Below are 23,428 nucleotides of genomic sequence, written 5' to 3'. Positions count from 1 at the left end.
ACGGACATGATCGGACTCGCAACCCTCTCGCTCTTCCTGCTCGCGGTGCTGGCGCTGTTTCTGTCGCCCGGCCCGAACATGGCCTTCGTTATGTCGCACGGCGTGGCGCATGGCCCGCGCGGCGGCTTCGCGGCGGCGGTCGGCATTTCGGCGGCCGACCTGGTCCATACGCTGTTCGCGGCCACCGGCGTCACCGCATTGGTCGCGGCGTGGCCGCCCGCCTTCGACGTGCTGCGTTATGCGGGTGCACTGTACCTGGTCTGGCTCGCGGTGCAGGCGCTGCGCAGCGACGGCGGCTTCCGCCCGGGCACGCAGGCGCAGCCGGCCGGCTTCGGCCGCATCGTGCGCATGGCGCTGCTGAACAACCTCGTGAATCCGAAGGCGCTGCTGTTCTTCATGGTCTTTTTGCCGCAGTTCGTCGATCCGACGCACGGCAGTGTGCCGCTGCAGCTGGTGCAGCTCGGCGTGGTGCTGTCGCTGGCTGCGCTGGCGTTCAACACGCTGCTGGGCGCCTGCAGCGGGCAGGTCGGCCGCTGGCTGCAGCAACGCCCGGGCGCCGAGAAATTCCAGCGCGGCCTGCTCGCCGCCGTGATGCTGGGGCTGGCCGTGCGCCTGCTGTTCCTCGACCGACCGGCACCGCGCTGAAAGTAAACACCTCATGAACGTCTTGAAGATCGCAGCCTTCTCCGACGAACAGACGGGCGGCAACCCCGCCGGCGTTGTCATCGGCGATGCACTGCCGTCCGCCGCGCAGATGCAGGCGGTGGCCGCCGAGGTCGGTTTCTCCGAGACTGCCTTCGCGGCCCCCATCGACGGCGGCTGGCGCGTGCGCTACTTCTCGCCGCAGTCCGAAGTGCCGTTCTGCGGCCACGCGACCATCGCCCTCGGGGCCGCGCTCGCGCTGCGCCACGGCGACGGCGTGTTCGCGCTCACGCTCAACCAGGCCGAGATCACGGTCGAGGGCCGGCGCGAAGGCAACGTCATCGCCGCCGCGCTGCAATCGCCGCCCACGCGCAGTGCGCCTGCAGCGCCCGCACTGGTCGCCGAGGCGCTGGCCCTCTTCGGCTACGCGCCCAGCGACCTCGACGCACGCATTCCGCCCGCCGTGGCCCACGCCGGCGCGAACCACCTGGTGCTGGCGCTCCACAGCCGCCAGGCCCTGTCCGCCATGCGCTATGCGCTGGAAGCCGGCCGCGCGCTGATGCAGCGCGCCGAGCTGACGACCATCGTGCTGGTCCACGCAGAAAGCGCTCAACGCTTTCACACACGCAACCCGTTTGCCTCGGGCGGCGTCTACGAAGACCCGGCCACCGGCGCCGCGACGGCCGCGCTCGCGGGCTACCTGCGCGACCTCGGATGGCCCCACGGGGGCGCCATCGACGTGGTGCAGGGCGAAGACATGGGCATGCTGTCGCGCCTGCATGCCGACATCTCGCCAGTGGCGGGCAGCTCGGTCCGCGTGTCCGGCACGGCGCGCGTCATGGCGGCCTGAGCCCCCTCAGCAAACACACAGACAAGGAACCTCACCCATGCTCAACATCTGGGGCCGCATCAGCTCGATCAACGTGCGCAAGGTCGTGTGGTGCGCGCAGGAACTCGGGCTCGACTTCCAGCGCACCGAGGCCGGCGGCAAGTTCGGCGTGGTGCAGACGCCCGAATACCGCGCGCTCAACCCGAACGCGATGGTGCCCACCATCGACGACGGCGAAGGCGCCGAGCGCGTCACGCTGTGGGAATCGAACGTCATCGTGCGCTACCTCTGCGCCAAGCACGCGCACGGCACGCTCTACCCGAGCGAGTTGCCCGCGCGCTTCGACGCCGAGCGCTGGATGGACTGGCAACAGACCACGCTCAACCGCGCCAGCCGAGACGCCTTCGTGCAATGGGTGCGCACGGCGCCTTCGGAGCGCCAGCCCGCGCTGATTGCCGCGTCGGTGCGCGAGAGCGAGGCGCTGTTCGCGATGCTCGACGCGCACCTCGCGCAGCGCCCCTACATGGCCGGCGAGCGCTTCACCATGGCCGACATCCCCATCGGCTGCGAAGCGCACCGCTGGTTCGGCCTGCCCGGTGCCGAGTACCGCCGGCCGGTCTGGCCGAACGTCGAGCGTTGGTACGCCGACCTGCTTTCCCGACCGGGCACGCGTGGCGTGCTCGATTTACCTCTCGAATGATCCTGATGAAATCCCGCCCCTTCAAGCAAGTCGACGTCTTCACCGCCACCGCCTACCTCGGCAACCCGCTCGCGGTGGTGCTCGACGGCCAGGACCTGGACGACGACGCCATGCAGCGCTTCGCGCAGTGGACGAACCTGTCCGAGACCACCTTCCTGGTGCCGCCGACCGACGCGGCCGCCGACTACCGCGTGCGCATCTTCACGCCCGGCGGCGAGTTGCCCTTTGCCGGCCACCCGACCATCGGCAGTTGCCACGCCTGGCTGCAGGCCGGCGGCAAGCCCAAGGTGGCAGGCCGCGTGGTGCAGCAGTGCGGCGCCGGCCTCGTGCCGCTGCGACGCGATGGTGAGCGCCTCGCGTTTGCCGCGCCGCCGCTCAAGCGCAGCGCACCGAGCCCCGCGCTGCTGGCCAAGGTGGCCGGCGCGCTCGGCCTGAAGGCGCAGCAGATCGTCGCGGCACAGATGCTTCAGAACGGCCCCGCCTGGCTCGGCCTGCTGCTGGAGAACGCCGATGCGGTGCTGCAGCTGCGACCCGATCACCGGCTGCTCAAGGAGCTGGGCGTCGAGGTGGGCGTGGCCGGCGTGCCTTCGGCGCACGATTCCTCGCAGCTGATCAGCCGCTCCAACCGCGAAGCACGCGCCTTCGGCAAGCGGTCGACAACCGTGGTCGCGCCCGACGCCGACGGCGTGACGATCGATCTCGAGGTGCGCGCCTTTGCCGCCGCCGTCGGCGTCGATGAAGACCCGGTCACCGGCAGCTTCAACGCGGGACTGGCCGAATGGCTCATCGCCGACGGCCACATGCCCGAGCGCTACCTCGCCGCGCAAGGCCAATGCCTGGGTCGCGCGGGCCGCGTGTACATCGAGCGCGACAGCGACGGCACGATCTGGGTCGGCGGCGATGCCGTGACCTGCGTCGATGGCCACGTCACGCTCTGAACGAAAGCACAGCATGGCCCCCGCCGAAGTCGACCACCTGGTGATCGCCGCCGCCTCGCTGGCAGAGGGCGTGGCGTGGTGCGAGGCCACGCTCGGCGTGACACCCGCACCGGGCGGCGCGCACCCGCTCATGGGCACGCACAACCGGCTGCTGAACATCGCGAGCGACGCGTTCCCGCGCGCCTATGCCGAGATCATCGCCATCGAACCCGGCAAGGCACCGTCGCGGCCGAAGACGCACCGCTGGTTCGACCTCGACGACACCGCGCTGCAGGCCGCGCTCGCGCAGCACGGCCCACGGCTCATTCATTTCGTGGCGCGCGTGCCCGATGCGCACGCCGCCACGCAGGCGCTCGCACGCGAGGAGCATGCGCACATCGACCGCGGCCAGCTGCTCGAAGCCTCGCGCGACACGCCCGTCGGCCGGCTCGAATGGCAGATCACCGTGCGCGACGACGGCCAGCGCCTGTTCTATGGCGCGCTGCCCACGCTGATCCAGTGGGGCGCGGTGCATCCGACCGATGCCATGCCCGCCTCAGGCCTCACGCTGCGTTCGCTGCGCGTGGCGCATCCGCGCGCGCCGGCACTGTCGGCCGCGCTCTCGGCCATCGGCATGGGCCGCCTGCCGGTCGATGCCGGCCCGCCCAACCTCGTCGCGGTGTTCGACACGCCGCGCGGCCCCGTCACGCTCGAATCCAAAGGACTCTGACATGCTGACCCTCACCGAAATCGCCTGGTTCGCCCTCGCCTCGCTGCTGCTGGCGCTCACGCCGGGGCCGAACATGATCTATTGCGTGTCGCGCACGCTGATCCAGGGCCGCCGCGCGGGAATGATCTCGCTGGGCGGTGTGCTGATGGCCTTCCTGGTGCACCTGTTTGCCGCGGCGCTGGGGCTCACGGCGCTGTTGCTGGCGGTCCCGGTCGCGTTCGACGCGATCCGTTTGGCCGGCGCGGCCTACCTGCTGTGGCTCGCGTGGCAGGCGGTCAAGCCCGGCGGCAACGCACCCTTCGAGGCCCGCTCGCTGCCGGCCGATCCGCCGGCCAAGCTGTTCCGCATGGGCTTTCTCACGAACCTGCTGAACCCGAAGGTGGCGATGTTCTACCTGTCGTTCTTTCCGCAGTTCATCCACCCCGAGCGCGGCTCCGTGCTGCTGCAGAGCCTGCAACTGGGCCTGGCGCAGATGGCGAGCAGCGCGCTGGTCAACACCGTGGTGATCGTCGGCGCCGCGAGCATCACCGCCGTGCTGTCGCAAAGCGCCGGCTGGCTGCGCGCGCAGCGCTACATCATGGGCAGCGTGCTGGCCGCATTGGCCGTGCGCGTGGCGCTCACCGAACGCAAGTAAGAACGAAAGACGCCAGATGCGATTCACCCGCGAAGAGATCGACGCCGCGCTGCGCACCGTGCATGCGGCCATGCCGCCCACGCCGCAGTACACGTGGCCGCTGCTGTCGCAGCGCCTGGGCGCCACGGTCTGGGCCAAGCACGAGAACCACACGCCGGTCGGCGCCTTCAAGATCCGAGGCGGTCTAACCTACTTCGAAACCCTCGCGCGCGAACAGCCCGAGGTGCGCCACGTAATCAGCGCCACGCGCGGCAACCACGGCCAGTCGGTCGGCTTCGCCTCGCAACGCCACGGGCTGGCCGCGACCATCGTGGTGCCGCATGGCAATTCGCGCGAGAAGAACGCGGCGATGCGCGCGCTCGGCGTGACGCTGGTCGAGCATGGCGACGACTTCCAGGCCGCCTCCGAACATGCGGCCGTGCTGGCCGAGCGCGACGCGCTGCATCGCGTGCCCTCGTTCCATCGCGAGCTGGTGCGGGGCGTATCGACCGCGTACGTCGAGTTCTTCAGTGCTTTGAAAAATTCACCGCCCGACGTGCTGTTCATGCCCATCGGCCTGGGCTCCGGCTTTGCCGGCGCGGCAGCGGCGCGCGCGCATTGCGGTGTGTCGACGAAGCTCATCGGCGTGGTGTCCGCGCATGCCACGGCCTACCGCGACTCCTTCCGTGCGCGCCGTGCCATCGAATCGCCCGCGACCACCTTGCTGGCCGATGGCATGGCCTGCCGCACGCCGGTGCCTGCCTCGCTGGACGTGATCCTGCAGGAAGCCGACGACGTGATCACCGTCACCGACGACGAGGTGGCGGAAGCGATGCGCGTTCTATTCAGCGACACGCACAACGTGGCGGAAGGGGCGGGCGCCGCTGCGCTGGCTGGGGCGCTTCAGCAGCAGGAGCGCTGGCGCGGCAAGACCGTGGGCATTGCGCTGAGCGGTGGCAATGTCGATGCGGACATGTTCGCCGGGGTGTTGGGGCGCTCCGCTTCCTGAGCGGGTTGCTGCTGTTCAGGGCGCGTGCACAGGCCACCGGGTACTTCCCTCCGCGAATGTCCCCCGGGCTTCGCCCTCCTCCTTGATTTCGCTGCGGGAAGCACCCAGTGTCCTACGCACACTGAGCGCAGTGGTTGTGCTGGCCGATCAACGACGGCACCGAACACGCTCACGTCGATGCGGTGCCTTGCGCAGCGAAATCAAGGAGGAGCCGAAGGCGGGGGACATTCGCGGAGCAGGGTACCGCGTCGGCGGGAGCGCCGCCCTGAACCACAGCCTTACGGCAGCGGCCCTGTATTCGCCGTGCTCAACGGCAGCCGCGACACCTCGGCGAGCAGCAGCGCGAGCTGCTGCGCAGCCGCATCGATCACCGCCTGCCCCTTCTCGGCCGTGGCCGCTGCGGCGTTGCCCGCCGCACCCTGCGCGTTGTAGTCCTCCATCGCCCAGCCGAGCTTGGCGCTCTTGCCGTTGCCGAGGATCGCGTAGTCCGCCGCGCGCTGCTGCGAGGTGGAACTGAAATCCTTCGCCTCGCCCATGCGCACCAGCGCGGGCGTCAGCGCCAGCATCATCGAGGTTTCGACCTCGCCCGCGTGCACGCCGAAGCGGTGCTCCTGGGCGCTGAACTGCGCGTTCGCATCGCCCAGCGGCAGGTTGAACCAGCTCACGCTGTAGACGATGAGACCGTGCGCGGCGCGCAGCTCGCGCGCCACGATGTCCATCGCGCCCACATGGCCGCCGTGGGCGTTGAACAGCACCAGCTTCTTCACGCCCGCCCGCGCCACGCCCGCGCCGATCTCGCTCCACATCCGGATCAGCGTCTCCGCCGACAGCGTGAGCGTGCCCGCGAAACGCGCGTGCTCGGGGCTCAGGCCGATCTGCTGGGTCGGCAGGAACAGCGCCGGCAGCTCCGGCGGTAGCAGCGGCAGCGCAGCAGCCACGATGCCGTCGGCCAGCACGGTGTCCACGCCCAGCGGCAGGTGCGGGCCGTGCTGCTCGGTCGCGCCCAGCGGCAGCACCGCCACCGTGGTCGCCGCGTCGAGCGCGGCGAAGTCGCGCGTCGTCAACTGGGACCAGAAACGGGGCAAAGAAACCGGAAGTGCGTTCATGTCGCGATCTTAGGGCGGGGGCCAGAGGCGCGTTGTGGGTAGCACTTGCATACAACTTGCCAACATCGGACGAATTGATCGCGAATCTGTTCACGATTAGTTCTCATCTTTCCCCATATCCGGCTCAATTGTTAACAAATTGGCCTAGAGTCCCTTTTCACGAACTTCCCGCCACGGCTTGTCACGGCCCAGGGAGGTTCAAGCAAAAGGGAGTTGCGTGTCCATCCATTCACAAAAAAATGGAGGCACCGTCGTTGCCGGGCGCAAAGTCGCGCCCTTCAAGGCATTGCCTCACCATCTCGCACGTGCCGTGCGAGGTTTGCCGCCGATCGTGTGCGTGCTGGTCTTCGGAAGCAGCACCGCGTTCGCGGAGTCCGCTGTCGCGCCCTCGCCTGTCGCCCATCTTGGCGGCGCGCTGGCGTATGACGCCTCGCAGCACGACGCCTTGATCGTCGCGCGCCGCGCCGGTCGCATCGCGCCGGCCCCAACCCTGCGACAGCTGCGCCAATGGCTTGCTGCTCCGCTCGCCGACGATCAGCGCCGCCGCGTGGCCTCCGACGCCATCGCGATCGCGGTGGCCGACGGGCAGTTCGCCGATGCGGTGGCCGTGGGCCGCCAGGTGCCGCCGGGCGAGTTGAGCGACTACGCGCTCGGCCCGCTGACCGGCGCTGCGCGGCGCACGGGCGACGTGGCGCTGCAAGGCGACACGATCAAGGTCTGGCGCGCACGCCAGCCGGCCGCCCGCGAGCCACGCATTCATGAAGCCTTCTGGCGGTTGGCCAGCGGCGACACGGCGGGCGCGCAAACCATCTACCGTGCGCTGGCCCAGCCCGCGCCCACAGCGGTCTCCGACCGCGTCGCGCTGCTCGACCTGCGCGCCGCGCTGGCGCGTGCGCAAGGCCAGCCCTTCCAGGCACTGTCAGCCTATGGCGAGATCACCGCGCTGCAGCCCGACAGGCGCGATGCGCGGCGCGACGCCGACTTCCTGCTGGCCGAGTACGGCGGCGCCACCGCTGCCTTCGCAGACGCACAGGCCGCCGAACGCAAGCAGCCCGGCAGCCTCGCGCCGCTGACGCTCGCGCTGCTCGAGCAACCGGCACTGGCGCAGCAACTGCGCTGGGCCGTGAAGGCGCGCGACCAGCGCCTGGGCGCGGCGCGCGTCACCGACCTCGACAAGGTGCTGGCCGCGCAGAGTGCCGCGCTGGCCCGGGTCGATGCCGCGCTCGCACAGCCCGCCACGCCGGACGCCGACACCTGGCGCACGCTGCGCACGCGGCTGCAGTCGGACCGCATGATGGCGCTGCTGGAGCGCGGCCGTCCCGCCGACACGATCGCGCTGTACGACAGCCTGCGTGCCGACGGCACCGTGCTGCCGCCCTACGCACTGGGCACCGCCGCCCGTGCGCTGGCGCAGGAGCGCCGCTCGGCCGACGCCGTGCCGCTGTTCGAAAAGGCGGTCGTCGATCTGCCGATGCCCGACCCCCTGCATTTCAGCCTGGTCTACGCCTACCTCGACACGGGCCGCTTCAACGACGCCGAAGCGCTGCTCCAGCGCATCGAAGGCGCCACGCCCGTGCTGATGCGCCTGGCCCCGGAAGCCGGCCGCCCCAACGACCAGTTCTCCGAGGTGAGCGGCCTGAGCGCGCTGCTGCAGCTCTACGGCGACCGGCCGAAGATCGCGCAGCCGCGTTTCGACACGCTCACCTACGAAGCCCCGCTCAACGCGAGCTACGCCTACGGCGCTGCGCTCACCGAGCGGCTGCGCGAGCACCCCGAAGCGGCCGTGGCGCGCTTCGAGGCGTTGAGCGCCGACCACCCCGACGACCTGAGCGTGCGCACCGGCCATGTCGAAGCGCTGCTCGACGCCGACGAGTTCCGCGCGGCCCGCATCCGTGCCGAGTCGCTCGAGGCCGATGCGCCCGACGCCGCCGAAGTGCGCGAGATGGCGCGCAAGCGCCGCTCGCTGGTCGGCCCGCAGCTCGAGATCGACGCCGAAGGTTCGCGCGGCGGCGGCACGCTGGCCAGCCGCGAATGGCGCGTCGACAGCCGGCTCAGCTCCGGCCTCATCGGCGACGCGTGGCGCGTGTTCTACGCGCAGACGCTGGCCCGCGGCTACACCTCCGAAGGCACTGCCAAGTGGGCCCGCAGCGGCCTCGGCGCGAGCTGGCAGCAGGGCCGCTGGCTGGCCGAAGGCGTGCTGCAGCATGCGAACAGCGGCCGCTACCGGAACAGCGTGGCCGGCCGCGTCGACTACCGCGCGGGCGATGCCTGGCAGCTGTCGGCCACCTACGACGGCGACAGCAAGGAGCTGCCCTGGAAGGCCCGCGCCGTGCCCTTCGGCGCGCAGGCCATCGGCGCGCGCGAGTTCGGCGCCAGCGTGGCGCACATCGTCAACGAGTCGCGCCGCTTCGACCTGCAATGGCGCCGGCTCGACTTCAGCGACGGCAACCTGCGCGACGGCCTCGACTTCGGCTGGCGCGAGCGCTGGGTCAGCACACCGCGCTTCCAGATCGAGACGCGGCTGGGCGTCGATGCCAGCCGCAGCCGCCTGCAGGACGTGCGCTATTTCAGCCCCTCGCGCGACGCCAGCGCGCAGCTGTCGGTGCGCGGCCAGTGGCTCACGTGGAAAAGCGACGACCGCCAGTTCTTCCAGGTGCTGGAGCTCGGCGGCGGCAGCTACCACCAGGCCGGCTTCGGCAGCGGCCCGCTGTGGAACCTGCGCTACGAGCACCGCTGGGCCCTGGGCCAGAAGCTCACGCTGCGCTACGGACTGACCTACGGCAGCCATCCCTACGACGGCGTGCGCGAAAAACAGCGCGGCGTGTTCCTGAACCTTTCGATGCCCCTGCAGTGATGTCCGTGATGCAAGCCCCCACCTTCTTCTCCTGGTTGCGCACGGCCCTGCTCGGGTTGCTGCTGGCGGCGGCACTGCCGACGCTTTCGGCGCCCGTGCTGCCCGCCGACCCCGACAACGGCGTCGACTTCCGCGTGATCTCGTTCCACGACGTGCGCCCCAACGTACGCGCCAGCTTCGAGACCTCGCCCGACGAAACCGCCATCGACGAGCGCACGCTCGCCGAAGTGTTCGCCTGGCTGCAGCACAGCGGCTACCACCCGGTCAGCCTGCAGCAGATCATCGACGCGCGCAACGGCGGCCAGCCGCTGCCGTCGCAGCCCGTGCTGCTGACCTTCGACGACGGCTACCGCAGCGCCTACACCCACGTGTTCCCGCTGCTCAAGCGCTTCAACTACCCGGCGCTGTTCGCGCTGGTGACGAGCTGGCTCGAAGTGCCCGAAGGCCAGCCCGTGCACTGGGGCGACAAGCCCGCGCCGCGCGAGAACTTCCTGCTGTGGCGCGAAGCCGCCGAGATGGCGCGCTCGCCGCTGGTCGAGTTCGCGAGCCACACCGACGCGATGCACACCGGCATCCAGGCCAACCCGCAGGGCAACATGCTGCCCGCCGCGGCCACGCACCGCTACGACCCCAAGACCGGTCGCTACGAGGACGACGCCGCCTACCTGCGCCGCATCGAGACCGACCTGCGCCGCAGCCGCGAACTGATCGAGCAGCGCACCGGCGCCAAGGTGCGCGCCACCGTGTGGCCCTACGGCGCCTACAACACGCCCGCGCTGGAAGCCTCGGCGCGCGTGGGCCTGCCGATCACCTTCACGCTCGACGACGGCGCGAACACGAAGGAGATTCCGCTCACGCGCATCCGCCGCGCACTGGCCGCCTACGACAACGAGGCGCCCGACTACGTGCAGATGCTGCGCAGCCCGGTGGGCGGCGAGGTGCGGCCGATCAACCGCGTGATGCACGTCGACCTCGACTACGTGTACGACCTCGACCCGGCCCAGCAGGAGCGCAACCTCTCGGCGCTCATCGAACGCGTGGCCGCCGTGCGCCCGCGCTCCGTGTTCCTGCAGGCCTATGCCGACCCCGACGGCGACGGCGTGGCCGACGCGCTGTACTTTCCCAACCGCCACCTGCCGATGCGCGCCGACCTGTTCGCCCGCGCCGCCTGGCAGCTGCGCAGCCGCACCGGTGTGAAGGTCTACGCGTGGATGCCCGTCACGGCCTACCGGCTGCCGGCGTCGAACCCGCTGGCCACCCACACGGTGCGCACGCTGAAGGGCGACGCGCCGGCCGACCGCTACCACCGGCTCTCGCCCTTCGACCCCGCCGTGCGCACGCTGGTCGGCGACCTGTACGAAGACCTGGGCCGCCACACCTTCTTCGAGGGCCTGCTGTTCCACGACGACGCCATGCTCTCGGACGACGAGGACGCCAGCCCCGCCGCACTCGACACCTACCGCCGCTGGGGCCTGCCGGCCGACGTGGCCGCGCTGCGCGCCGACCCCGCGCTCATGGCGCGCTGGACCACCGCCAAGACCCGCTACCTGATCGCGTTCACGCAAGAACTGGCGGCGCGCGCCGGCACCTGGCGCCCCGCGCTGGAAACCGCGCGCAACCTCTACGCGCGGCCGGTGCTCGAGCCCGCCGCCGAGCAGTGGTTCGCACAGAACTACGAAGCCTCGCTCGCCGCCTACGACTACGTCGGCCTGATGGCCATGCCACGCATGGAGCAGGAGGCTCGCACCGCCGCCGACAGCGATGCCTGGCTGGGTCGCCTCGCGCAACGCGCGGCCGCCACGCCGCACGGCCTGGACCGCACCGTGTTCGAGCTGCAGGCGCGCGACTGGCGCACCGGCAAGCCCGTGCCCGACGCCGAACTCACGCGCCAATGGACGCTGCTGCAGCGTGCCGGCGTGCGCCACCTGGGCTACTACCCCGACGACTTCCTGAACAACCAGCCCTCGCTGGAGACCGTGCGCCGCGCGATCTCGGTGCGCTCGCTGCTGTCGCGCGCACCCCGGCGCAACCACGACGCCGCCACGCTGCCGCCTGAAGGAGGGAAGCCCCGATGAACACGCTCCAAATGCTGGTGGACCTGATTCCGCCGGTGCTCTTCGGCTTCGTCTTCTACTACCCGTTCTTCATGGCGTGGGTGTGGATCGCAGGCGGCCTCTCGCATGCATGGTCGTTCGAGCGCAAGCGCGACGTCGAGGTCGACCCGCTGCCGCTGCTGCCCTCGCAGCCGCTCGTGACCGTGGTCGTGCCCTGCTTCAATGAAGCGCCGCACCTGCGCGAAGTGATCGAGCAGCTCATGCGCACGCACTACCCGAACTACGAAGTGATCGCCGTCAACGACGGCAGCACCGACGGCACCGGCGAGCTGCTCGACCAGATGACGCTCGAGTTCAGCCGCCTGCGCGTGATCCACAACGCCAGCAACCAGGGCAAGGCCGTGGGCCTGAACACCGCCTGCCAGCTGGCGCGCGGCGAGTACATCCTGGGCATCGACGGCGACGCGCTGGTCGACCCCCACGCCATCGCCTGGATGCTCAAGCGCATGCTGGCCTCGGAGCGCATCGGCGCCGTCACCGGCAACCCGCGCATCCGCACGCGCACCACGCTGCTGGGGCGCATGCAGGTGGGCGAGTTCTCGTCGATCATCGGCCTCATCAAGCGTTCGCAGCAGCTCATCGGCACGCTGTTCACGGTGTCGGGCGTGCTCGCCATGTTCCGCCGCCGCGCCGTGCTCGAGGTGGGCTTCTGGAGCCCCGACGTGCTCACCGAGGACATCGACATGAGCTGGAAGCTCCAGCTCGCCGGCTGGCGCCTGCGCTTCGAGCCGCGCGCGCTGTGCTGGATCCTCATGCCCGAGACGCTGCGCGGCCTGTGGAAGCAGCGCCTGCGCTGGGCCGTCGGCGGCATCCAGACCATGCTGCGCATCACGCCGTCCATCCTGCGCCTGCGCAGCTGGCGCCTGTGGCTCATCTACAGCGAATACATGGTGAGCGTGGTGTGGGCCTATGCGATGGCGCTGGTGCTGCTGATCAGCTTCATCCGCCCCTTCCTGCCGCAGGAATCGGCCTGGCATTCGGCGTTGCTGCCGCACTGGCAGGGCACGCTGCTGGCCATGACCTGCATCCTGCAGATGCTGCTGAGCCTGTGGATCGACCGTCGCTACGACCGCGACCTCATGCGCTATTTCGCCGGAACGATCTGGTACCCGATCGCGTTCTGGACGATCACGATGGCCACCACGGTGGTCGCCCTTCCCAAAGCCCTGATACGCCGACGCGGCAAGCGCGCGGTGTGGACGAGCCCTGACCGAGGAGTTTCTTCTGATGCATCCTGAACACCCGATTTCTTCGCCGACGGTCCACGAAGCCCCGCCGCCCCGCACCCGTTCGTGGGGCCAACCCGCGATGGACGAGCCCATCATCGACGCCGCGCGCATCCCGCTGCACGCCTTCGGCAACGGCCGCTCGCCGGCGCGCACCCTGGCCATGTTCCTGTGGCTGCGCGTGGTGCGCCCCGCGATCACCGTTGCGATCTGGTTCTGCGCCATCTGGTACGCGTGGCCCTACGTGATGGGCGCACGCTCCCAACCCGAAGTGCTGCACCTGCTGGGCCTGTACGCCATCGTCATCGGCGTGATCCTCGCCTCGATGCTGGTCATGGGCCCGCTGCGCCGCCGCCAGCACCGGCGCGAAACCCCGCCGGAGAAAGAGCAGTCGTCGCTGTTCGCGCTGGCGTCGTACATCGAGGTCGCGCCCGCGCGCCTGTCGACCTGGCAGCGCACGCGCCAGCTGCTGGCGCACCACGACACCCACGGCCAGCTGCGCGACGCCACCGATACCGCGCCGGCCGCGCTGGAAGAAGAAGCGCCAGCGAAGCGCCGCAAGGCCTGAGGCGCAGGGCGAGGGAAACCGACGCGGCCTTTCGGCCGTGTCGCTGCAGAAATTTCGGGGCGGTGATTCAATCGCGGCGACGGCGGCAACAGCGCCGCGATCGAATCACCTTCTTCCCTCAAGGAACCCCGACATGGACCTCCAGCTTCAGGACCAGCACGTTCTCATCACCGGCGGCAGCAAGGGCATCGGCCTGGCCTGCGCGCTGGGCTTCCTGCGCGAAGGCGCGCGCGTGAGCCTGGTCTCGCGCGACCTGCAGAACCTGCAACAGGGCCAGCAGTCGCTGATCGCCGCATTCCCCCAAGCCGAAGGCCGCGTCTCCCTGCACGCCGCTGACCTGAAAGACCCCGCCAGCGCCGTCGCCGCACTCGACGCCGCCGAACAGGCCTTCGGCCCTGTCGACGTGCTCGTCAACTCGGCCGGCGCCGCGCGCCGCACCCCACCCGACGAACTCACGCCCGCCGCGTGGCACGACGCGATGGACGCCAAGTACTTCACCTACATCCACATGATCGATCCGGTGGTGAAGCGCATGGGCACGCGCGGCCGAGGCGCGATCGTCAACGTCATCGGCCAGGGCGGCAAGGTCGCGAGCCCGGTGCATATGGCCGGCGGTGCGGCCAATGCGGCGCTGATGCTGGTGAGTGCGGGCATGGCTGCGGCCTATGCGGCCAAGGGCGTGCGCGTGAACGCCGTGAACCCGGGGCTCACGTTGACTGCGCGGCTGCAGGAAGGGATGAAGGCGGATGCGAAGCTGGCAGGGATCGGCACGGACGAGGCGCTGGAGCGCGCGACTGCGCGCTTGCCGCTGGGGCGCATTGCGACGCCGGAGGAAGTGGCCAATACCGTGCTGTTCCTGGCGTCGGCGAAGGCTAGTTATGTGACGGGGGCGATCGTGGCGATGGATGGGGCTGTGACGCCGATGATTTGAGGACGGGCATCGCGAGTTCGAAGGCTGCTGCCCTCACCCCAACCCTCTCCCAGAGGCAGAGGGAGTAAATCGGGGAAGCGAGTCCGGGGAGCGAACGCAGTGATGCGATCCCCCAGGCCGAGCGAAGCGATGGCCCGAGTGCGCCCCCTCCCCTCTGGCCGCGCCGAGGAGAGGAGCGGAGCGTTTCGCGGATCAGGGCTTGCAGCTGTTTGAGCCGAAGGCGAGTTCTGCAAGACCCCGCGAAACGTGAGCACCGCAGGTTGCCCGCAGCGAAGCGGAGGGACGCGGACAGTGGGGTCGCCTTTCTTTGCTTACTTTCTTTGGCGAAGCAAAGAAAGTGAGTCGCCCGCCGGGGCGAGTCCCGGCCAGCAGCCTCAAACCCCAGCCAACAACCCCTCGAACTTCAGCGCGAGGAAATCGACAAACGCCCGCACACGCGCCGGCACAAACCGCCCACTAGGCAACAGCGCATGCAACGGATAAGGCTCCGTCTCCCAATCCGCCAGCAGCCGCACCAACCGGCCTTCGCGAATGTCTTCCCGCACATCCAACGCAGACTTCAGCGAAATCCCATACCCTGCCACAGTCCACTCCCGCGCCAACGAAGCATCGTCCACACTGCGATTCCCATTCACCCGCACCTCCGTCCACTGCCCCAACTGCGCAAACCGCCACACCCGGTGCCGTCGCCCACTCCGGTTGAACGTCAAACAGTTGTGCTGCAACAGATCCTGCGGAACCCGAGGCACAGGATGCCGACGCAGATAGTCCGGTGAAGCCGTCAGCACCGGGTTCGTCATCGCAAACGCCCGCGCCACCAGCCGCGAATCGGCCAGCGCCCCGTAGCGCAACGCCACATCCACCTCATCGCGCATCACGTCCAGGGGCCGATCCCCGACAGAGAGCGATAACTGCACCCCCAGATGCAGCGCGAGGAACTCGTCAAACCACGGCAGCAAGGTGCTGCGCGTCAGGTCCGACGGCGAGGCCACCCGCAAAGTCCCCACCAGCTCCCCCCGATCCGCAGTGACCAGCGACTCCCCTTCGTCCAGCAGTTCAAAAGCACGCACCGCGTAGTCGAGCAGCGTCTGCCCCTGCGGCGTCAGCCGCATCGCCCGCGTCGAGCGCTCGAACAGCCGCGCCCCCAACTGCGTCTCGAGCCGCTTCAACGTCGCACTCGCCGCCGCGGGCGTGATCCCCAGCGCATGCCCCGCAGCCGTCAACGTGCCGCCACGCGCCGTCTGCACGAGCACCTGCAGGTCCGATATATTTTCAATCTTCATTTGAAAGTGTTGGTGATTCAGCCCACCTTATCAAACAAGCGTTGCCATCCTACAGTAGAGCCATCGTTCCAGAAAGGTCCCTCCCATGAAAGCCGTCGGCTACTACCAGCCCCTCCCCATCGACAACGCTGAATCGCTGCAGGACATCGAACTGCCCGCCCCGGTGCCCGGCGCCCGCGACCTGCTGGTGCGCGTGAAGGCCGTGTCGGTCAACCCGGTCGACACCAAGGTTCGCAAGAACGCCGCCCCCGAAGCCGGCCAGGCCAAGGTGCTGGGCTGGGACGCCGTTGGCACCGTCGAAGCCATCGGCAGCGGCGTGCAAAGCTTCAAGGTCGGCGACCGCGTGTACTACGCCGGCTCGATCATTCGCCCCGGCGCCAACTCAGAGCTGCACGCGGTCGACGAGCGCATCGCCGCCCTCGCACCGAAGAGCCTCGACGACGCACAAGCCGCCGCATTGCCGCTGACCACCATCACCGCGTACGAGCTGCTGTTCGACCGCCTGCAGGTGCCCAAGGGCGGCGGCGAAGGCCAGACACTGCTGATCACCGGCGGTGCCGGCGGCGTGGGCTCCATCCTCATCCAGCTCGCACGCCAGCTCACGAAGCTGCGCGTCGTCGCCACCGCCTCGCGCGCCGAAACGCGCGCATGGTGCCTGGCACTGGGCGCGCACGTCGTCATCGACCATTCAAAGCCGCTCGCCGCCGAACTCAAGGCCGCCGGCATCGACGAGGTCGACATGGTCGCCAGCCTCACGCAGACCGACCAGCACTACGCGCAGATCATCGAGAGCCTCAAGCCCCAGGGCCAGCTCGCGGTGATCGACGACATGAAGGTGCTCGACGCGATGCCGCTGAAGACCAAGTGCATCTCGCTGCACTGGGAAATGATGTTCACGCGCTCGCGCTTCACCACGCCCGACATCGCCGAGCAAGGCAAGCTGCTGGCCGAGGTGGCCGCGCTGGTTGACGCGGGCCGCATCCGCACGACGGCGAATGCGAGCTTCGGCACCATCAACGCCGCGAACCTGAAGAAGGCACATGCGCTCATCGAAAGCGGCAAGGCGCAGGGCAAGGTGGTGCTGGCCGGGTTCTGATCTGCGCACAATCGGTCGCATGACCGAAGAAAGCACACACCCGCCTCTCATCGAATTCGACACGCCGCGCCTGCGGCTGCGCCAATGGCGCGAGAGCGATCTCGCGCCTTTTTTCACGTTGGCGTCCGACCCGGCGGTGATGGAGTTCCTGCTGCCCCTGCCCACCCGCGCCGACAGCGACGCGATGGCCGCGCGCGTCAAGGCCCGCATCGCCGAGCACGGCTGGGGCTTCTGGGCCGTCGAGCGCAAGGACACGGGCGCGTTCATCGGCTTCACCGGCCTGAGCGTGCCGATGACCACGCTGCCCTTCTCGCCCTGCGTCGAGATCGGCTGGCGCCTTGCGCGTGCCAGCTGGGGCCAGGGCTTCGCGACCGAGGCGGCGCGCGGTGCGCTGCAGGTCGGATTCGAGCGGCTTGGGTTCGGCGAGATCGTGGCATTCACTGCCAAAGGCAACGTGCGCTCGGCCGCGGTGATGACGCGCATCGGCATGCACGAGGACGTGCCCGGCGCCTTCGACCACCCTGCGGTGCCCGAAGACCATGTGCTGCGCCGCCACCGGCTGTTCCGCATCGACCGCGCGGCATGGCAGGCCGCGCACAGCGCCTCAGAATGAATGCAGCAGCAGCGCGGCGCCCGACACAATCGCGAAGACCTGCACGAAGATCCGCAGCACGCGGCCGTTGATGCGGCGATGCACCACGCGGCTGAGCACCGCGCCCACGACGAGCGCGGGCAGCAACTGGGCCGCAGCGTAGAGCTGTGAACCGTCGATGCGCCCCGCCACCATCAGCGTGGCCAGCGACACCAGCTCGCCCACCAGGAAGCACAGCGCGATCGTCGAACGCATGGTGGGCGCCGGCTGGTGCTGGTAGACCAGCGCCAGCGGCGGCCCGCCAATGCCGGTCGCGGTTTCGGTGACGCCGGTGACGAGCCCCGCCGCCACGAAGGCGGTGCGGCCCGGCGAGAAGGCCGGCATCATCAACGTGACCAGTGCCGCCGCGATGGTCGATGCCCCGACGAACAGCGACAGGTGGCTCGCACTCAGCGCCGCCAGCACCCAGAGCCCGCCGACGGTGCCGAGCAGGCGCCCCCCGGTGATCCAGCTGGCACCCGTCCGGTCGATGGCGCCACGCTCGCGCCACATCACATAGAAGTTCAGCGGCAGCATCAGCACCAGCACGCACACGGGCAGCAGGTCGGGACGCACGATGCCGATCACCGGCGCGGCGATGAGCGCAAAGCCGACACCGGTCGCGCCCTGCACGAAGGCGGCGAACAGCACGGCGATGGAGACGAGAAAGAGGTGCTGCGCGCTCACTGCGAATGCCGCTCCGTGGCCAGGCGGCGGTGCGCTGCCGCGGGGGGATGCAGCCGCACGATGGGCGCGCGGTCCATCGCCGCATGGGCGACGCGCGCCAGCTGCCGCTGCAGCGCGCGTGCATCCCAGTCGGGCGGCCAGCCTTCCCACAGGCGCAGTTTTCCGTCGACGAACACGGCCACGATCTGGTCGCGGTTGCCCAGGCGCACGAGGTCCCACGTGAGGTCGACCGAGGTGCACATCTCGGGCGTATCGACATCGACGATGAGGAAGTCGGCCGCCTTGCCCACGGCGATCTCGCCCGTGAGGTGGCCCAGGCCCACGGCGCGCGCGCCTTCGTGCGTCGCGTGGTCGAACCAGGTCCAGCCGCCGCCGCTGGACGCATCGCCGATGGCCATGCCGAAGGCCAGCTTCTGCGCGGCCTCGGCCGCGTCCATCAGGCGGAAGGCATCGCTGCGCGTGGCGTCGGTGCCCAGGCCGAAGCGGATGCCCAGCGCGGCCATCAGGTTCGCGGGCGCCACGGCGTTGCCCTTCCACTGGCTGGCGACGGGGTTGTAGCTCACGGCGGTGTCGGTGTCGCGCAGCACCATGAGTTCCGACGGCGTGACCAGCGTGCCGTGCGCGATGAGCACCTGCGGGCCGAGCGCGCCCAGGTGCGCCAGCAGCTCCAGCGGCCGCTTGCCGCGCTGCACGACCGAGCGCTCGACCGAGGCGAGGTGTTCGTTGACGTGCGTCTGGAACACGGTGCGCGCCTCGGCGCACAAGGCCGACACGGCGACCAGCATCTCGTCGGACGCGGCCTCGGGCACCGAGATGGCGAGCGAGGGATGCACCAGCTCCGCGCCCGACCACTGCTGCAGGAACTGCGCAGCGTGCGACTGGATCGCCTGCCGCTCGGCGGCGGTGCTGTCGTTGCCGCCGTCGTTGCAGATCAGGCCCAGCACGCAGCGCAGCCCGGCCTCCTTCACGGCCGCGGCCACGGCGCCGATGTCGCCCGGCGCGCGCGTGCCCGCGTCGCACACGGTGGTGAAGCCGCCGCGCAGCGATTCGAGCGCCGCGAGCTTGGAGGCCATGTAGACGAACTCGTCGTCCAGGCTCGACTCGAGCGGCACCCACACGCGGCGGAAGATTTCAGACGGCTCGCCATAGGCCAGCGACTTGCCGAAGGACTGCGTGAGGTGGTGGTGCGCATCGATCATGCCGGGCATCAGCAACTTGCCGGGCAGGTGCCGCGGCGTGAGATGCGGGTGGCGGGCGATGAGCGCGTCGGCGGGGCCGACGTCGCGAAAGCGCCCGCCTTCGATCCGCACGGCATGGCCGGTCGCAGGGCCGTCGCGCAACATCAGGTGGTCGGGAACGAGCAGCAGCTCGTCGGCCGCGAAGAGCGCGGCATCGAGTTCAGGAGACATGGTGAAAAGAGAGAACAGGAAAAGAAAGGGAGAGACGCGCGGCGCTCATTGCGGCGCCGGTGCGATGGCCGGGCTGTCGGCCTGCACGCGGTTGAACACCAGGTTGAGCACCACCGCCGTGAGCGAGCCCATGGCCAGGCCGTTGCCCAGCACCAGCTGCAGCGTGTCGGGAAAGCGGCTGTACAGGCCCGGCACGACGATGGGCAGCAGGCCCATGGTCAGGGCGCCGGCCAGCACGAACATGTTGCCGCGCTCGTGCAGGTCGACCTTGCGCAGCATGTCGATGCCCATGGTGCCGATGATCGCGAACACCACCATCGCGGTGCCGCCGACCACGGCCGAAGGAATGGCGCTGGCCAGCCGGCCCAGCGGCGCCGACAGCGCAATGAGGACCAGGATCACGCCGGCCGCGGCCGTCACGTAGCGCGAGCGCACGTTGGTGGCGCGCACGATGCCGATGTTCTCGCCGCTGGTGATGATCATCGAGGTGCCGAAGAAGCCCCCCGCCAGCGACACCAGCGCATCGCCGCGGATGGTGCGCGGCACCACGTCGCGCGGATCGATCTTGCGGCCCACCACGTCGGCCACGGCCACGGTCTGCCCGGTGGCCTCGACCATCGAGATGATGCTGAAGATCAGCAGCGGCACGGCCGCCACCAGGTCGAAGCGCGGCATGCCGAAGGGCAGCAGCGTCGGGGCGCTCCAGAAAGGTCCGGCCGCCACGCCGCTGAAATCCATCAGCCCGCACGCCGCGGCCAGCACCGTGCCGGCCAGCAGGCCCAGCAGCACCGCGAGCTGGCCGAGCGTGCCCTTGAACACGCGCGCGAAGAGCACGGTGAAGCCGATGGTCGCCAGCGCCAGCCCGATGTTCATCGGGTCGGCAAAAGTGGACGTGCCCGCCTTGCCCGCGATGATGCCGCCGTACACCTTCACGAGGTTGATCGACACCAGCAGCAGCAAGGTGCCGATGACGATCTTCGGAAAGAAGCGCAGACAGCGCGCGAACACCGGCAGCACCAGAAAGTAGAACAGCGCCGTGAGAATCACCGCGCCCGAGGCGGTCTGCAGGTCGCGCTGCTGGGCGATGGTCACGAACATCACGATGGGCGCGCCGCCCGGCACCATCACGAACGGCAGGCGCGCGCCGAACTTCCACGGCCCGAACGACTGCAGCAAGGTGCCCACACCGCACAGCAGAAAGGTGGCGCTGATCAGGTTGACCGTGAGCGCGGACTCCAGCCCCAGCGCCTTGGCCACGAGGAACACGGAGGTGATGGGCACGGCCGCCATCACCAGCACGTGCTGCAGGCCGAACAGGAGCAGTTGCGACAGGGGCAGCACCGCATCGACCGCGGCAATCGTGGCGGTGGTTGCGGAGGGCGTGCCGACAGGCACGACAGAAGGCACAGCAGAGGCATCGGGAACACGGGACATCATGGAATCCTTGAACCGGGACCGCGCCCAAATCGATTTGGGCGCACTGGCAAAAAAAGCCGCCGAAGCGGGTGAAGTACATTCCGTGGCATCGCGCCCCAAAACGATTTGGGAATTGAATCACCGCTTTTCGAAAAGGTCAACGGGATGAGCACCAATCCATCGCCGCGGGCAAACATCAAGGACGTGGCGCGCGAAGCGGGCGTGTCACCGACCACCGTCTCGCACGCGCTCAACGCCCGGGGCCAGGTCGATGCGGAAACGCGCGCGCGCGTCGAGCAGGCGGCGCTGAAGCTGGGCTACCGGCCCAACCGCAATGCGCAGCGGCTGCGCACAGGCGAGGCGCACATGATCGTGCTGCTGTCGTCGATGCCGTTCGCGGTGGCCGGCGGCCCGTCGCGCCTCGGCTTCCTGATGGAGGTGGCGGCCGTGGCGGCGGCGGCGGCGCTCGACCGCCGCCTGGCGCTGGTGCTGGCACCGCCCATGGAAACCGGGCGCGTGCCGATGGAGCTGCTCGACGTCGATGGCGCACTGGTCATCGAGCCCTCGGCGGGCGACCCCAACCTGGCGCACCTGCTGCGGCGCGGCCTGCCGGTGGTGGCCATCGGCAAGCCGGCCGAGGAAGCGGCCGACGGGCCGGCGATGCCACCCTATGTCGACATCCACTCAGGGCAGACCACGCGCCTGCTGCTCGAACACCTGCACGACCAGGGCGCGCGCAAGGTCGCGATGATCCTCGGCTCGGCCGCACGCAACTCGTATGTGGAAGGCCAGGCGGCCTACCAGGCCTTCGCCGCCGCACACGGGCAAGCGCCGCTGCTGTCGCTGGTCGACGAGGCCGAGGGCGAGAACGGTGGCCGGCAGGCCGCGCTGGCGCTGCTCGCGGCGCACCCCGACATCGACGCCTTCTGCGTACCGGTCGACGCGTTCGCCTCGGGCGCGGTGACGGCGGTGCTCGAATCGGGCCGGCGCATTCCCGACGACGTGATGGTCGTCACGCGCTACGACGGCCTGCGCGCCCGCACCTGCGTGCCGCCGCTCACGGCCGTCGACCTACACCTGGACGAGGTGGCTCAGCAGGCAATTGCGCTGCTGTTCGACCACCTGCGCGGCGACACCAGCCGGCGCCGCGTCGACGGGCCGGCGGCCCAGCTGGTGCCGCGCCTGTCGTCGGCACGCCAGCGCTGACCGCCCCTTCTGCTGCGCGTGCGCGTCAGTTGGGCTTGCTGCGCGACACGCGCCACACCGCGTTGCCCACGTCATCCGCCACCAGCAGCGCGCCGCTCTTGTCGAGCGCCACGCCCACCGGCCGGCCGTGCGCCTTTTCATCGGCGCTCAAAAAGCCCGTGAGGATGTCGACCGGGGGCCCGCTGGGCTTCCCGCCGATGAAGGGCACGAACACCACCTTGTAGCCCGACTTGGGCTTGCGGTTCCACGAGCCGTGCTCGCCGATGAAGGCGCCATTCGCGAACTCGGGCGGCATGCCGCGCGGGTTCGAGAACACCAGCCCCAGCGGTGCGACGTGCGAACCCAGCGCGTAGTCGGGCGCCAGCGCCTTCGCCACGAGCTCGGGCTTTTGCGGCGTGACGCGCGCATCGACGACGCCGCCCCAGTAGCTCCAGGGCCAGCCGTAGAAGGCGCCGTCCTTCACCGAGGTGAGGTAGTCGGGCACGAGGTCGCTGCCGATTTCGTCACGCTCGTTCACCACGGTCCACAGCGTGTTCGTCTCAGGCTCCCAGCCCAGGCCGTTGGGGTTGCGCAGGCCGCTCGCGAACAGGCGCTTCTCGCCGCTCTTCGCATCGACCTCCCAGATCGCGGCGCGGCCCTCTTCGGCCGCCATGCCGTTCTCGCCGATGTTGCTGTTGGAGCCGACCGTGACGTAGAGCTTGCTGCCGTCGGCATTGGCGATGACGTTCTTGGTCCAGTGGTGGTTGATGCCGGCGGGCAGCGCCGTCACGACCACCGGCTTGGCGCGGGCAGACGTGTCTCCTTCGGTGTAGGGCACCTTCACGAGCGCATCGGCGTTGGCGATGAAGAGTTCGTTACCGACCAGCGCCATGCCGTAGGGCGAGACGAGGTCCGACAAAAACACCTGCTTCACCTCGGCCAGGCCGTCGCCGTCGGCGTCGCGCAGCAAGGTGATGCGGTTGGCGCTGGGCACGCCGGCGCCCGCGCGCCCCATCACCTTGCCCATGACCCAGTTGCGCACCTTCGCGACCGGGCCTCCCGTGTCGCTGCCCTCGGGCTTGGGCGGCTTGTTGCTCTCGGCCACCAGCACGTCGCCGTTGGGCAGGGTGTAGACCCAGCGCGGATGGTCCAGGCCGCGCGCCAGCGCCGTCACGCGCAGGCCTTCGGCGGGCGTGGGCGCGGCGGTGTCGGTCCATCCGACGGCAGGCGCCACGTTGACGGTGGGGATCAGTGTCTTGTTCGGATCGACGAGCTGCGGCCGGGGGCCGGTCGTGAGCTCGGGCGCGAGCTTGGCGGTCTCGCCGCAGCCGGCGACGAGCAGCACGGCGGCCATGGCCGCTGTGGACAAGGCGAGGCGAGCGGGAAGGTGCGGCGATGCGTTCATGCAGATTCCTTGCGCGGCAGGCGGCCGCAGACCGCTGGATCATGCGCAATCGCACGGCGCGGGCGTGTCGGTCGTGG

Annotated in this window: 21 protein-coding genes; 15 read left to right on the top strand and 6 right to left on the bottom strand. The window is 69.7% G+C overall.

The features are described 5' to 3' along the window. The first annotated feature begins 6 nt into the window (after nt 1-6). Genes IG196_RS02120 through IG196_RS02090 form a run of 7 tightly spaced genes read left to right on the top strand, consistent with a single transcriptional unit; the run spans nt 7 to nt 5,440 of the window. Complete coding sequence (locus tag IG196_RS02120; RefSeq protein ID WP_192194814.1) at nt 7-645, top strand: LysE family translocator; 639 nt, start codon at nt 7-9, stop codon at nt 643-645. A gap of 13 nt (nt 646-658) precedes the next feature. Next, the gene (locus tag IG196_RS02115; RefSeq protein WP_192194812.1) at nt 659-1,492 is read left to right on the top strand and encodes a PhzF family phenazine biosynthesis protein; all 834 of its coding nucleotides are present in this window, start codon (nt 659-661) and stop codon (nt 1,490-1,492) included. A 37-nt stretch (nt 1,493-1,529) separates the two neighbouring features. Next, the gene (locus IG196_RS02110; protein WP_192194810.1) at nt 1,530-2,171 is read left to right on the top strand and encodes a glutathione S-transferase family protein; all 642 of its coding nucleotides are present in this window, start codon (nt 1,530-1,532) and stop codon (nt 2,169-2,171) included. Nucleotides 2,172-2,176: 5 nt separating this feature from the next. Next, on the top strand, nt 2,177-3,109 hold the full coding sequence (locus IG196_RS02105; RefSeq protein ID WP_192194808.1) for a PhzF family phenazine biosynthesis protein: 933 nt from the start codon (nt 2,177-2,179) through the stop codon (nt 3,107-3,109). A gap of 13 nt (nt 3,110-3,122) precedes the next feature. Further along, nucleotides 3,123-3,818, top strand: coding sequence for a VOC family protein (locus tag IG196_RS02100; RefSeq protein ID WP_192194806.1), 696 nt, complete (start codon nt 3,123-3,125; stop codon nt 3,816-3,818). 1 nt (nt 3,819) lies between these two features. Then, nucleotides 3,820-4,452 carry a LysE family translocator gene (locus IG196_RS02095; RefSeq protein WP_192194804.1) on the top strand — a complete coding sequence of 211 codons (633 nt, stop codon included), beginning with the start codon at nt 3,820-3,822 and terminating at the stop codon, nt 4,450-4,452. Between the two features lie 16 nt (nt 4,453-4,468). Beyond that, nucleotides 4,469-5,440, top strand: a complete 972-nt coding sequence (locus tag IG196_RS02090) for a threonine dehydratase (RefSeq protein WP_192194802.1) — start codon at nt 4,469-4,471, stop codon at nt 5,438-5,440. Between the two features lie 278 nt (nt 5,441-5,718). Here IG196_RS02090 and IG196_RS02085 read toward each other — a convergent pair whose 3' ends face one another. Continuing rightward, the gene (locus IG196_RS02085) at nt 5,719-6,546 is read right to left on the bottom strand and encodes a creatininase family protein (RefSeq protein ID WP_192194801.1); all 828 of its coding nucleotides are present in this window, start codon (nt 6,544-6,546) and stop codon (nt 5,719-5,721) included. Between the two features lie 310 nt (nt 6,547-6,856). Between IG196_RS02085 and pgaA the strand changes: the two genes are divergently transcribed. The 5 genes from pgaA (at nt 6,857) to IG196_RS02060 (ending at nt 14,239) form a co-directional block, all read left to right on the top strand. Next, a complete protein-coding gene (pgaA, locus tag IG196_RS02080) occupies nt 6,857-9,400 on the top strand; it encodes a poly-beta-1,6 N-acetyl-D-glucosamine export porin PgaA (protein WP_192194799.1) in 2,544 nt (847 codons plus the stop codon). Nucleotides 9,401-9,408: 8 nt separating this feature from the next. Next, complete coding sequence (gene pgaB, locus IG196_RS02075; RefSeq protein ID WP_192194798.1) at nt 9,409-11,475, top strand: poly-beta-1,6-N-acetyl-D-glucosamine N-deacetylase PgaB; 2,067 nt, start codon at nt 9,409-9,411, stop codon at nt 11,473-11,475. Further along, nucleotides 11,472-12,752 (top strand): poly-beta-1,6-N-acetyl-D-glucosamine synthase, encoded by a 1,281-nt coding sequence (pgaC, locus tag IG196_RS02070; protein WP_192194797.1) that lies wholly within the window; start codon nt 11,472-11,474, stop codon nt 12,750-12,752. The genes pgaB and pgaC overlap by 4 nt, the downstream gene beginning before the upstream one ends. Beyond that, nucleotides 12,742-13,308 carry a poly-beta-1,6-N-acetyl-D-glucosamine biosynthesis protein PgaD gene (gene pgaD, locus IG196_RS02065; RefSeq protein ID WP_192194796.1) on the top strand — a complete coding sequence of 189 codons (567 nt, stop codon included), beginning with the start codon at nt 12,742-12,744 and terminating at the stop codon, nt 13,306-13,308. The genes pgaC and pgaD overlap by 11 nt, the downstream gene beginning before the upstream one ends. 133 nt (nt 13,309-13,441) lie before the next feature. After that, nucleotides 13,442-14,239, top strand: a complete 798-nt coding sequence (locus IG196_RS02060; RefSeq protein WP_192194794.1) for an SDR family oxidoreductase — start codon at nt 13,442-13,444, stop codon at nt 14,237-14,239. 374 nt (nt 14,240-14,613) lie between these two features. Here the strand turns inward: IG196_RS02060 and IG196_RS02055 are convergent, their stop codons facing one another. Then, on the bottom strand, nt 14,614-15,522 hold the full coding sequence (locus tag IG196_RS02055) for a LysR family transcriptional regulator (protein ID WP_192194792.1): 909 nt from the start codon (nt 15,520-15,522) through the stop codon (nt 14,614-14,616). 85 nt (nt 15,523-15,607) lie between these two features. On the opposite strand from IG196_RS02055, the gene IG196_RS02050 reads away from it, so the two are divergent. Beyond that, nucleotides 15,608-16,618, top strand: coding sequence for a zinc-binding alcohol dehydrogenase family protein (locus IG196_RS02050; RefSeq protein ID WP_192194791.1), 1,011 nt, complete (start codon nt 15,608-15,610; stop codon nt 16,616-16,618). A 19-nt stretch (nt 16,619-16,637) separates the two neighbouring features. Next, complete coding sequence (locus IG196_RS02045; protein WP_192194790.1) at nt 16,638-17,231, top strand: GNAT family N-acetyltransferase; 594 nt, start codon at nt 16,638-16,640, stop codon at nt 17,229-17,231. Here IG196_RS02045 and IG196_RS02040 read toward each other — a convergent pair. The 3 genes from IG196_RS02040 to IG196_RS02030 are packed head-to-tail and all read right to left on the bottom strand — an operon-like array spanning nt 17,223 to nt 20,779. Beyond that, on the bottom strand, nt 17,223-17,936 hold the full coding sequence (locus IG196_RS02040) for a sulfite exporter TauE/SafE family protein (RefSeq protein ID WP_192194788.1): 714 nt from the start codon (nt 17,934-17,936) through the stop codon (nt 17,223-17,225). The genes IG196_RS02045 and IG196_RS02040 overlap by 9 nt on opposite strands. Then, nucleotides 17,933-19,345: an amidohydrolase family protein gene (locus IG196_RS02035; protein ID WP_192194786.1), complete on the bottom strand. Its 1,413-nt coding sequence runs from the start codon at nt 19,343-19,345 to the stop codon at nt 17,933-17,935. Before IG196_RS02035 ends, IG196_RS02040 begins: the two co-directional genes overlap by 4 nt. A 45-nt stretch (nt 19,346-19,390) precedes the next feature. Further along, nucleotides 19,391-20,779: a uracil-xanthine permease family protein gene (locus tag IG196_RS02030; protein WP_192194779.1), complete on the bottom strand. Its 1,389-nt coding sequence runs from the start codon at nt 20,777-20,779 to the stop codon at nt 19,391-19,393. A 147-nt stretch (nt 20,780-20,926) separates the two neighbouring features. On the opposite strand from IG196_RS02030, the gene IG196_RS02025 reads away from it, so the two are divergent. Further along, the gene (locus tag IG196_RS02025; protein WP_192194777.1) at nt 20,927-21,967 is read left to right on the top strand and encodes a LacI family DNA-binding transcriptional regulator; all 1,041 of its coding nucleotides are present in this window, start codon (nt 20,927-20,929) and stop codon (nt 21,965-21,967) included. 25 nt (nt 21,968-21,992) lie between these two features. Here the strand turns inward: IG196_RS02025 and IG196_RS02020 are convergent, their stop codons facing one another. Further along, nucleotides 21,993-23,351: a PQQ-dependent sugar dehydrogenase gene (locus IG196_RS02020; protein WP_192194775.1), complete on the bottom strand. Its 1,359-nt coding sequence runs from the start codon at nt 23,349-23,351 to the stop codon at nt 21,993-21,995. Nucleotides 23,352-23,428 lie beyond the last annotated feature (77 nt).

It is taken from the genome of Variovorax sp. 38R (assembly GCF_014843395.1).
GTDB classification, from domain to species: Bacteria; Pseudomonadota; Gammaproteobacteria; order Burkholderiales; family Burkholderiaceae_C; genus Variovorax; species Variovorax paradoxus_H.
Note: the sequence above shows the minus strand (reverse complement) of the source record. Positions and strands in the feature narration are given on the sequence as shown.

What these genes read in the sequence shown, in the direction of transcription:
- IG196_RS02030 (WP_192194779.1), bottom strand. Translation starts at nt 20,779, where the DNA reads ATGTCCCGTGTTCCCGATGCCTCTGCTGTGCCTTCTGTCGTGCCTGTC.
- IG196_RS02035 (WP_192194786.1), bottom strand. Translation starts at nt 19,345, where the DNA reads ATGTCTCCTGAACTCGATGCCGCGCTCTTCGCGGCCGACGAGCTGCTG.
- IG196_RS02085 (WP_192194801.1), bottom strand. Translation starts at nt 6,546, where the DNA reads ATGAACGCACTTCCGGTTTCTTTGCCCCGTTTCTGGTCCCAGTTGACG.
- IG196_RS02120 (WP_192194814.1), top strand. Translation starts at nt 7, where the DNA reads ATGATCGGACTCGCAACCCTCTCGCTCTTCCTGCTCGCGGTGCTGGCG.
- IG196_RS02055 (WP_192194792.1), bottom strand. Translation starts at nt 15,522, where the DNA reads ATGAAGATTGAAAATATATCGGACCTGCAGGTGCTCGTGCAGACGGCG.
- pgaC (WP_192194797.1), top strand. Translation starts at nt 11,472, where the DNA reads ATGAACACGCTCCAAATGCTGGTGGACCTGATTCCGCCGGTGCTCTTC.
- IG196_RS02110 (WP_192194810.1), top strand. Translation starts at nt 1,530, where the DNA reads ATGCTCAACATCTGGGGCCGCATCAGCTCGATCAACGTGCGCAAGGTC.
- pgaD (WP_192194796.1), top strand. Translation starts at nt 12,742, where the DNA reads ATGCATCCTGAACACCCGATTTCTTCGCCGACGGTCCACGAAGCCCCG.
- IG196_RS02025 (WP_192194777.1), top strand. Translation starts at nt 20,927, where the DNA reads ATGAGCACCAATCCATCGCCGCGGGCAAACATCAAGGACGTGGCGCGC.
- IG196_RS02060 (WP_192194794.1), top strand. Translation starts at nt 13,442, where the DNA reads ATGGACCTCCAGCTTCAGGACCAGCACGTTCTCATCACCGGCGGCAGC.
- IG196_RS02020 (WP_192194775.1), bottom strand. Translation starts at nt 23,351, where the DNA reads ATGAACGCATCGCCGCACCTTCCCGCTCGCCTCGCCTTGTCCACAGCG.
- IG196_RS02100 (WP_192194806.1), top strand. Translation starts at nt 3,123, where the DNA reads ATGGCCCCCGCCGAAGTCGACCACCTGGTGATCGCCGCCGCCTCGCTG.
- IG196_RS02105 (WP_192194808.1), top strand. Translation starts at nt 2,177, where the DNA reads ATGAAATCCCGCCCCTTCAAGCAAGTCGACGTCTTCACCGCCACCGCC.
- IG196_RS02045 (WP_192194790.1), top strand. Translation starts at nt 16,638, where the DNA reads ATGACCGAAGAAAGCACACACCCGCCTCTCATCGAATTCGACACGCCG.
- IG196_RS02090 (WP_192194802.1), top strand. Translation starts at nt 4,469, where the DNA reads ATGCGATTCACCCGCGAAGAGATCGACGCCGCGCTGCGCACCGTGCAT.
- pgaB (WP_192194798.1), top strand. Translation starts at nt 9,409, where the DNA reads ATGCAAGCCCCCACCTTCTTCTCCTGGTTGCGCACGGCCCTGCTCGGG.
- IG196_RS02095 (WP_192194804.1), top strand. Translation starts at nt 3,820, where the DNA reads ATGCTGACCCTCACCGAAATCGCCTGGTTCGCCCTCGCCTCGCTGCTG.
- IG196_RS02115 (WP_192194812.1), top strand. Translation starts at nt 659, where the DNA reads ATGAACGTCTTGAAGATCGCAGCCTTCTCCGACGAACAGACGGGCGGC.
- IG196_RS02050 (WP_192194791.1), top strand. Translation starts at nt 15,608, where the DNA reads ATGAAAGCCGTCGGCTACTACCAGCCCCTCCCCATCGACAACGCTGAA.